The following is a 7,448-nucleotide window of genomic DNA, read 5'->3' on the forward strand; positions in this document are numbered from 1 at the left end:
ACGCCGCCATCGTGGCCGCCGCCACCCTGTCGAACCGCTACATCACCGACCGCTTCCTGCCGGACAAGGCCATCGACCTGGTCGACGAGGCCGCCAGCCGCGTGCGCATGGCCGTCGACTCCAAGCCCGAGGCCCTGGACGAGATCGATCGCCGCCTGGTCCAGCTGAAGATCGAGCGCGAGGCCTTGAAGAAGGAGACCGACAGCGCCTCCCAGCACCGCCTCGAGAAGCTCGAGGACGAGATCATCGATCTGGAGGGCCAGTCCGACGACCTGACCGCCCGCTGGAAGGCCGAGAAGGAAAAGGTCGGCGCCGGCGCCCAGCTGCGCGAGACGCTCGACCGCTTGCGGGCCGAACTGGCCGCCGCCCAGCGCGCCGGCGACCTGGGCCGTGCGTCCGAGATCGCCTACGGCCAGATTCCGCAGATCGAGAAACAGCTCGCGGACGCCGAGGCCGCCGAAAGCTCCGGGTCCGGACCGTTGACGCCCGAAGTCGTCGACGCCGAACAGATCGCCGCCGTCGTCTCCCGCTGGACCGGCGTTCCGGTCGACAAGATGCTGGAGGGCGAGCGCGAGAAGCTGCTCCAGATGGAGGACGCCCTGCGCCACCGCGTGGTCGGCCAGGACGCCGCGCTGGAGGCCGTCTCCGACGCCGTGCGCCGGGCCCGCGCCGGCCTGAACGACCCCAACCGCCCGTTGGGCAGCTTCCTGTTCCTGGGCCCGACCGGCGTCGGCAAGACCGAGCTGACCAAGGCCCTGGCCGACTTCCTGTTCGACGACGAGGCCGCCATCAGCCGCCTCGATATGTCGGAATACATGGAGAAGCACTCCGTCAGCCGCCTGATCGGCGCCCCTCCGGGCTACGTCGGCTATGACGAGGGCGGCGCCCTGACGGAAGCGGTCCGTCGGCGGCCCTATCAGGTCGTCCTGTTCGACGAAGTCGAGAAGGCCCACCCCGACGTCTTCAACGTCCTGCTCCAGGTGCTGGACGACGGCCGCCTGACCGACGGCCAGGGCCGCACCATCGACTTCCGCAACACCCTGATCATCATGACCAGCAACCTCGGCTCCGAGGCCCTGGCCAACCAGGGCGAAGGCGACGACGTCGAGGCGGTCCGCCCCTACGTCATGGACGCCGTCCGCGCCCACTTCCGCCCCGAGTTCCTGAACCGCATCGACGAGATCATCCTGTTCCGCCGCCTCGGCCGCGAACAGATGGGCGGCATCGTCCGCATCCAGCTGGCCCGCTTCGAGAAGCTCCTGGCCGACCGCCGCCTGACGCTGGCGCTCGACGACACCGCCGCCGCCTGGCTCGCCGACAAGGGCTATGACCCGGTCTACGGCGCACGCCCGCTCAAGCGCGTGATCCAGAAGGAACTGGTCGACCCGATCGCCCGCAAGCTGCTGGCGGGCGAGATCGAGGACGGGTCCGTGATCGCCGTATCAGCGGGCGGGGAGGGGCTCGAGATCGGGAAGGCAAGGATGCATTAGGACCCGGAATCAGGGCGGGTGCGGGTGTATTGAATACGCCCGCGACCCCCGCTTGCGTGCGCTCATGCCAAGTTCCTCTTTTGTTCGAGGAAGAAATCGGTGAAACTTGTGGCTCCGATGGAGGTCGAGTTGTGAGCGCAGAAGAGACGATTTCCGCCCGCCTGGAGCCGGTTCTGAGCGCCGTTGCAGAGCGCATTCACTATGCCGAGGGGCGGCGAACAAACTACTCCGTCATGGCCGCAGCCTTCATAGCGGCAGGCCTTACCATTCTGACGTTCGCGGTCGGTGTGCTTGACCATCTTTGGCTGCGGTATGCGGCCTTCGGCGGCGCGTTCTCGCTGCTCTGCGTTGGGCTTGCGCTTATCTGGCTCTTCAATCGCCAGACCAACCGGTATCCATTCACGGGTGCGACCCAAGCCTGGAAGTGGTTTTATCGGGACGCGCTCCTGGATCAGAAGAAATTCGACACCACCTGGAGAAGCTACTTCGCCTGGGGTTCCGACAAGGGCCGTGTTGAGGCGGAGTACAGCAGTCAGCTTCCATTATACAGGCAGCGGATTATGGGGCTCGATTCTGATTCAACAAACCTGGATCAGGACATCGAGCAACTATATGTGCTGCACAACGGCGCCATCTACAAGCCCAGCCCCGAGACGCCGGAAGGCGTCGCCTTCGAGGCCTGCGCCGCCGCCGTCCGCGCCGACTGCGCCGCCCTCTACCCCTGATCCCCGCCCCGGCGGGACCACACGACCAATCCTGACGCAGGCGCGTGCGCCTGCGGGCTTTGGTCTTTGACATCGCATCCGCCTCGCGCCAGCGACCCGGACGCATCGGACGCATCGGACGCATCGGACGCATCGGACGCATCGGACGCATCGGACGCATCGGACGCATCGGACGCATCGGACGCATCGGACGGTATTCTCCTCCGTCCGGAGCGACCGTGATCCGTCAGTCGTCCCCGTCCAGGATCCGCTTCAGCGAGACGATGTTCTTGCCGATCTTGAAGGGTCCGATCTTGATCGGCGGCGCGTGCGCGAAGTCGGCGCCCAGCAGGTCGGCGAAGGCGCGCACGCTGTCGAACCGGTGCAGGGCCAGGGGCGCCGCGGGCGGGCTCGACAGCTCCGCCGTGGTCCGCGCCGAGGGCTGCATCACCGCCGCCAGCGAGTGGAAGCCCGCATAGTGGCGCGCGAAATGGGGGCGGTCCGGAATGCCGACCGCGACCGCATAGCCGTCGGCGGCCCCGACCACGTTGTCCAGCCCCAGGGACTGGTAGAGCTCGCGCCACGCCCGCCGGGCCCGGATCAGGAAGATGGCGTAGAAACGCGCCGCATAGGCCTGCTCCTTCGCCAGAACGGCGCGCCCCACCGCCCGCTGCGCCTCAAAATCCTGCTGCGGCTTCTCCAGCATCTGCGGCGTCGGCTGCGAGCTGAGCGGCAGGTTGGCCGCCGACAGGTATTCGTCGAACCGTTCGAAATAGGTGTGCCGGATCGGCTGGCTCATCGGGAAGACCTCGAAGGCCCCGACCCCGGCGTAGGTGTCGACGGCGCCGCACGGCGTCTTCATCTGGTCCCAATACGACGGCGAGAAGGTCTGGGGCTTCAGCGGCACATAATGGCCCGGCGGCGGCGCGTCGAAGGGGAAGGCCATCAGCGGCCCGTCCGGCCCCTTCAGCCCCGGCGCCGGCGTCAGCACGAAGCCGCTGATGATCCGGTCGTGCACCTGGATCATGAAGGCGATGGTGGCGGCGAAGGCGTCCCGGTTCTTGTCCGCGAACCCGGGTCCCTCGGTCGCGATCAGATAGGCCAGGCGCGAGCGGGTGATCAGCAGCATCAGGGGCAGGAAGTGACGGTACTCCCAGACAAAGCCGTTGGACTCCTCCTTGGGCGGCGTATAGCGGCCCTTGCCCCAGGGCTGGGTGCACAGGTCCGTCTCGTCGAAGGTGCGGACCCAGACCTGCGGCTGTTCGATCAGGTTGGAGGTGAAGCCGGACATGGGCGACGCCTCGATCATCTTCTCGCGTTCGATGCTGCCGGCCGGCGGATCGACCTTGTGCGTCTTCACGTACAGGGCCCAGGTCTTCGTCTCCTGGTCCACGGTTTTGATGTTCGCGCACAGCTCGGCGAGGGTCTGGCGCTGGATCTGCTTGCTGACCGCATCGATCTTGGCGGCGATGGCCTTGAAGTTCGCCTGCAGCTTTTCATACAGGATGTCGGTGGGGCTTTTGTCCTCCAGGATGCCGACGATCTTGGCCACCGCCATCACGGCGCCGACGATCGCCACGGCCTGTCCGATGGCGTCCGCCGCGGCCTTGCCGTCCTCGAACAGCTCTTTCAGCTTGCTCTGCGCGGCCGGGCTGATGTGCAGGGCGTCGCCGATCTTCTGGTAGGCGGTCTTCTTGTTCGCCATGTCTGGTCCTCCGCGGTCCGGCGTCCGGGGACGCGGCGGCTCCTAGCCCTTCAGCTTGGCGATCTCGGCCTTCAGGGCTTCGATTTCCTTGCGCAGATTCGAAAGCTCCGATCCCACCTGCTTGCCGTTGAGCTTCAGGAAGGTGCACTCGACGGTGCCCTTCACCGCCATTCTCGCCTGGTTGCCGATGAGGGCGGTGACCGTCACCAGATCGGAGTCCGACCATAGCCGGGCGCTTTTCTGGGTCGCGTACCAGACCCAGCGCTCGCCCCAGTCGTTCCCGGTCGTCTTGCCGTCCGGCAGGTCGCGGGTGGTGAAGGAGAAGCCGGCCACCGGACCGGTCGAATGCACCTCGCCGCCGTGCACGTGCAGGGTGCTGGCCGGCTCCTTGGTGCCGACGCCGATGTTGCCGCCGGTCTGGATGGTCAGCATCGGACCGATCCAGCCGCTGTTGTTGTTCCAGAAGACCGACAGCGGATTGCCCGGGTCATAGGTCCGGGGGCCGGAGATGTGCCAGTAGCCCGTGGCGTTCCGGAAATTCAGCGCCGAGGAGTTCTCCGGCTCGTTCTCGCGATGGATCGTCACTTCGGGGCTTTTGATCGCCACCTCCGCCTCGCCCAGCAGGATATCCGTGGCCATGGCTCGTCTCCCGTTTGATCTGTCGGGAGGGACCTTATCGTGTTTTCGGAAACCGACAATCACTGAACGAAGATTGTCGAATCCTCTCGCCTAGCGAGTGTCGCGGCGGCCCAAAGACGAAGGGCCCCGGCGTTTCCACCGGGGCCCCTGTTCAGTCAGCGCGGACGCGCAGGGAGTTTAGTCCCGGCGGCTGCGGCTGCGGCCGCGGTCGCCGCCGCGGTCGCCGTCGCGCTTGGGACGGCCGCCGGTGTCGTCCGACAGCGGGGCTTCGCCACGCTCGGCGCGCTCGGCGTTGATCTTGTCCGTCAGGTCTTCACCCGTGGCCTGATCAACGACCTTCATCGACAGCTTGGTCTTGCCGCGGTCGTCCAGGCCCAGGAATTTGACCTTGACCTCCTGGCCTTCCGAAATGACGTCGGCCGGGTTGGCGACGCGTTCCAGGGCCAGTTGCGACACGTGGACCAGACCGTCCTTGGCGCCGAAGAAGTTCACGAAGGCGCCGAAGTCGACGACCTTCACGACCTTGCCGGTGTAGATCGTGCCGACTTCCGGCTCCGAGACGATGGACGAGATCCAAGCCTTGGCGGCGTCGATCTTTTCCTGGTCCGAGGCGGCGATCTTCACGGTGCCGTCGTCTTCGATGTTGATCTTGGCGCCGGTCTTTTCGACGATCTCGCGGATCACCTTGCCGCCGGTGCCGATGACTTCGCGGATCTTGTCGACCGGGACCTTGATGGACTCGATCTTCGGCGCGAACTCACCCAGCTCGGTGCGGGCGCCGTCGATGGCCTTGTCCATCTCGTCGAGGATGTGAAGGCGGCCGGCCGAAGCCTGGGCGATGGCCTTCTTCATGATCTCTTCGGTGATGCCGGCGACCTTGATGTCCATCTGCAGCGAGGTGATGCCGTCACGGGTGCCGGCGACCTTGAAGTCCATGTCGCCCAGGTGATCTTCGTCACCCAGGATGTCCGACAGGATGGCGAACTCGCCCGACGGCTCCAGGATCAGGCCCATGGCGATGCCCGAGACGGGCTTCTTCAGGGGCACGCCGGCGTCCATGAGGGCCAGCGACGAACCGCAGACCGTGGCCATCGAGGACGAGCCGTTGGACTCGGTGATCTCGGAGACCAGGCGGATCGTGTAGGGGAACTCTTCCGACGTCGGCAGCATCGGACGGATCGCCCGCCAGGCCAGCTTGCCGTGACCGATTTCCCGACGGCCCGCGCCGCCCATACGACCGGTCTCACCGACCGAGTAGGGAGGGAAGTTGTAGTGCAGCAGGAACTTCTCTTTGTACGTCCCGGTCAGGGCGTCGATGTACTGCTCGTCTTCGCCGGTGCCGAGGGTGGCGACGACGATGGCTTGCGTTTCACCGCGGGTGAACAGGGCCGAACCGTGGGTGCGCGGGAAGACGCCGACTTCCGAGACGATCGAGCGGACCTTGTCGAGGGCGCGGCCGTCGACGCGGTGGCCGTTGTCGATGATGTCGCGACGCAGGACGTGGGCTTCGCATTCCTTGAAGGCGGTGGCGAACTTGGCCGACTCGACGCCGTCCGGGTTCTCTTCGGTCTTCACCAGGGCCTCGGCGGCCTTCTTCTTGGCGGCGCCGACGGCGGCGTGGCGGTCATGCTTGCCGACGTGGGTGTAGGCGGCCTTGATGTCTTCGCCGACCAGCTTCTGGATCGAGGCGACGACGTCCGAGTGGTCTTCGGCCTGGAAGTCGAAGGGCTCCTTGGCGGCGTGCTCGGCCAGTTCGATGATCGCTTCGATGACCGGCTGCATGCCGCGGTGGGCGAACATCAGGGCGTCGAGGAAGACCTGTTCCGACAGTTCCTTGGCTTCCGATTCCACCATCATCAGGGCGTCGGTGGTGCCGGCGACGACCAGGTCCAGCGCCGAGTCCGGCAGTTGGTCGATGGTCGGGTTCAGGACCAGCTCACCGTCGATGTAGCCGACGCGGGCGGCGCCGATCGGGCCCATGAAGGGAACGCCCGAGATGGTCAGGGCGGCCGAGGCGGCGACCATGCCGACGACGTCCGGGTCGTTCTCGAGGTCGTGCTGCAGCACGGTGATGACGACCTGGGTCTCGTTCTTGAAGCCCTTGACGAACAGCGGGCGGATCGGACGGTCGATCAGGCGGGAGACCAGGGTCTCCTTCTCGGTCGGACGGCCTTCACGCTTGAAGTAGCCGCCCGGGATCTTGCCAGCGGCGAAGGTCTTTTCCTGGTAGTTGACGGTCAGCGGGAAGAAATCCAGGCCCGGCTTGGGGGCGCGACCGTAGACGACGGTGGCCAGAACCACGGTCTCGCCGTAGGTCGCCAGCACGGCGCCGTCGGCCTGACGGGCGATGCGGCCGGTTTCCAGCGTCAGCGGGCGGCCGGCCCAGTCGATCGTCTTGCGTTTGATATCGAACATGTTTCGTCTTTCGTATTCCGGCGGGCGTATTCCCGGCGGAGTCCCATCAATGGGTGGAGCGTCGGGCGTTCAGTCCTTCGGTCCATGGGCCGCCGCGCCATCGCGACAGACCCGGGAGTGTCTGAGGACCGGTATTCAGCCCTCGCGTCATGCGCCGTTACAGAACCGCGGCGCGCGGCTGGTCTCTGGATGCGGAAAGAGGCGCGGACATGGCCCGCGCCTCGAATCTGTTCCGCGATCTGCGCTTAGCGGCGCAGGTTCAGCTTGCCGATCAGAGCGGCGTAGCGCTCGCGATCGACCTTCGCCAGGTGGTCAAGAAGGCGACGACGCTGCGAGACCATCTTGAGCAGGCCGCGGCGCGAGTGGTGGTCCTTCTTGTGCGTCTTGAAGTGCTCGGTCAGGTTGGCGATGCGTTCCGAAAGGATCGCGACCTGGACTTCAGCAGAGCCGGTGTCGCCGTCGGAACGAGCGTTATCGGCGATGACTTCGCCCTTG

Annotated in this window: 6 protein-coding genes; 2 read left to right on the forward strand and 4 right to left on the reverse strand. The window is 66.2% G+C overall.

What is annotated here, in order from left to right; all coding sequences use genetic code 11:
- On the forward strand, positions 1-1,490 hold a 1,490-nt coding region (locus tag Q0C81_RS13510; protein ID WP_291838822.1), incomplete at its 5' end, for an AAA family ATPase.
- Between the two features lie 131 nt (positions 1,491-1,621).
- Complete coding sequence (locus Q0C81_RS13515) at positions 1,622-2,215, forward strand: hypothetical protein (RefSeq protein WP_291838824.1); 594 nt, start codon at positions 1,622-1,624, stop codon at positions 2,213-2,215.
- 226 nt (positions 2,216-2,441) lie between these two features.
- Here Q0C81_RS13515 and Q0C81_RS13520 read toward each other — a convergent pair whose 3' ends face one another.
- The 4 genes from Q0C81_RS13520 to rpsO all read right to left on the reverse strand — a co-directional run bounded on the left by Q0C81_RS13520 (position 2,442) and on the right by rpsO (position 7,435).
- Positions 2,442-3,899, reverse strand: a complete 1,458-nt coding sequence (locus Q0C81_RS13520) for a hypothetical protein (RefSeq protein WP_291838826.1) — start codon at positions 3,897-3,899, stop codon at positions 2,442-2,444.
- Between the two features lie 42 nt (positions 3,900-3,941).
- Positions 3,942-4,538 carry a hypothetical protein gene (locus tag Q0C81_RS13525; protein ID WP_291838829.1) on the reverse strand — a complete coding sequence of 199 codons (597 nt, stop codon included), beginning with the start codon at positions 4,536-4,538 and terminating at the stop codon, positions 3,942-3,944.
- Positions 4,539-4,715: 177 nt separating this feature from the next.
- Positions 4,716-6,953: a polyribonucleotide nucleotidyltransferase gene (gene pnp, locus Q0C81_RS13530; protein WP_291838832.1), complete on the reverse strand. Its 2,238-nt coding sequence runs from the start codon at positions 6,951-6,953 to the stop codon at positions 4,716-4,718.
- Positions 6,954-7,198: 245 nt separating this feature from the next.
- Positions 7,199-7,435: a 30S ribosomal protein S15 gene (gene rpsO, locus Q0C81_RS13535; protein WP_291838835.1), complete on the reverse strand. Its 237-nt coding sequence runs from the start codon at positions 7,433-7,435 to the stop codon at positions 7,199-7,201.
- Positions 7,436-7,448: the final 13 nt, after the last annotated feature.

The organism is Brevundimonas sp. (assembly GCF_023259385.1).
Lineage (GTDB): Bacteria > Pseudomonadota > Alphaproteobacteria > Caulobacterales > Caulobacteraceae > Brevundimonas.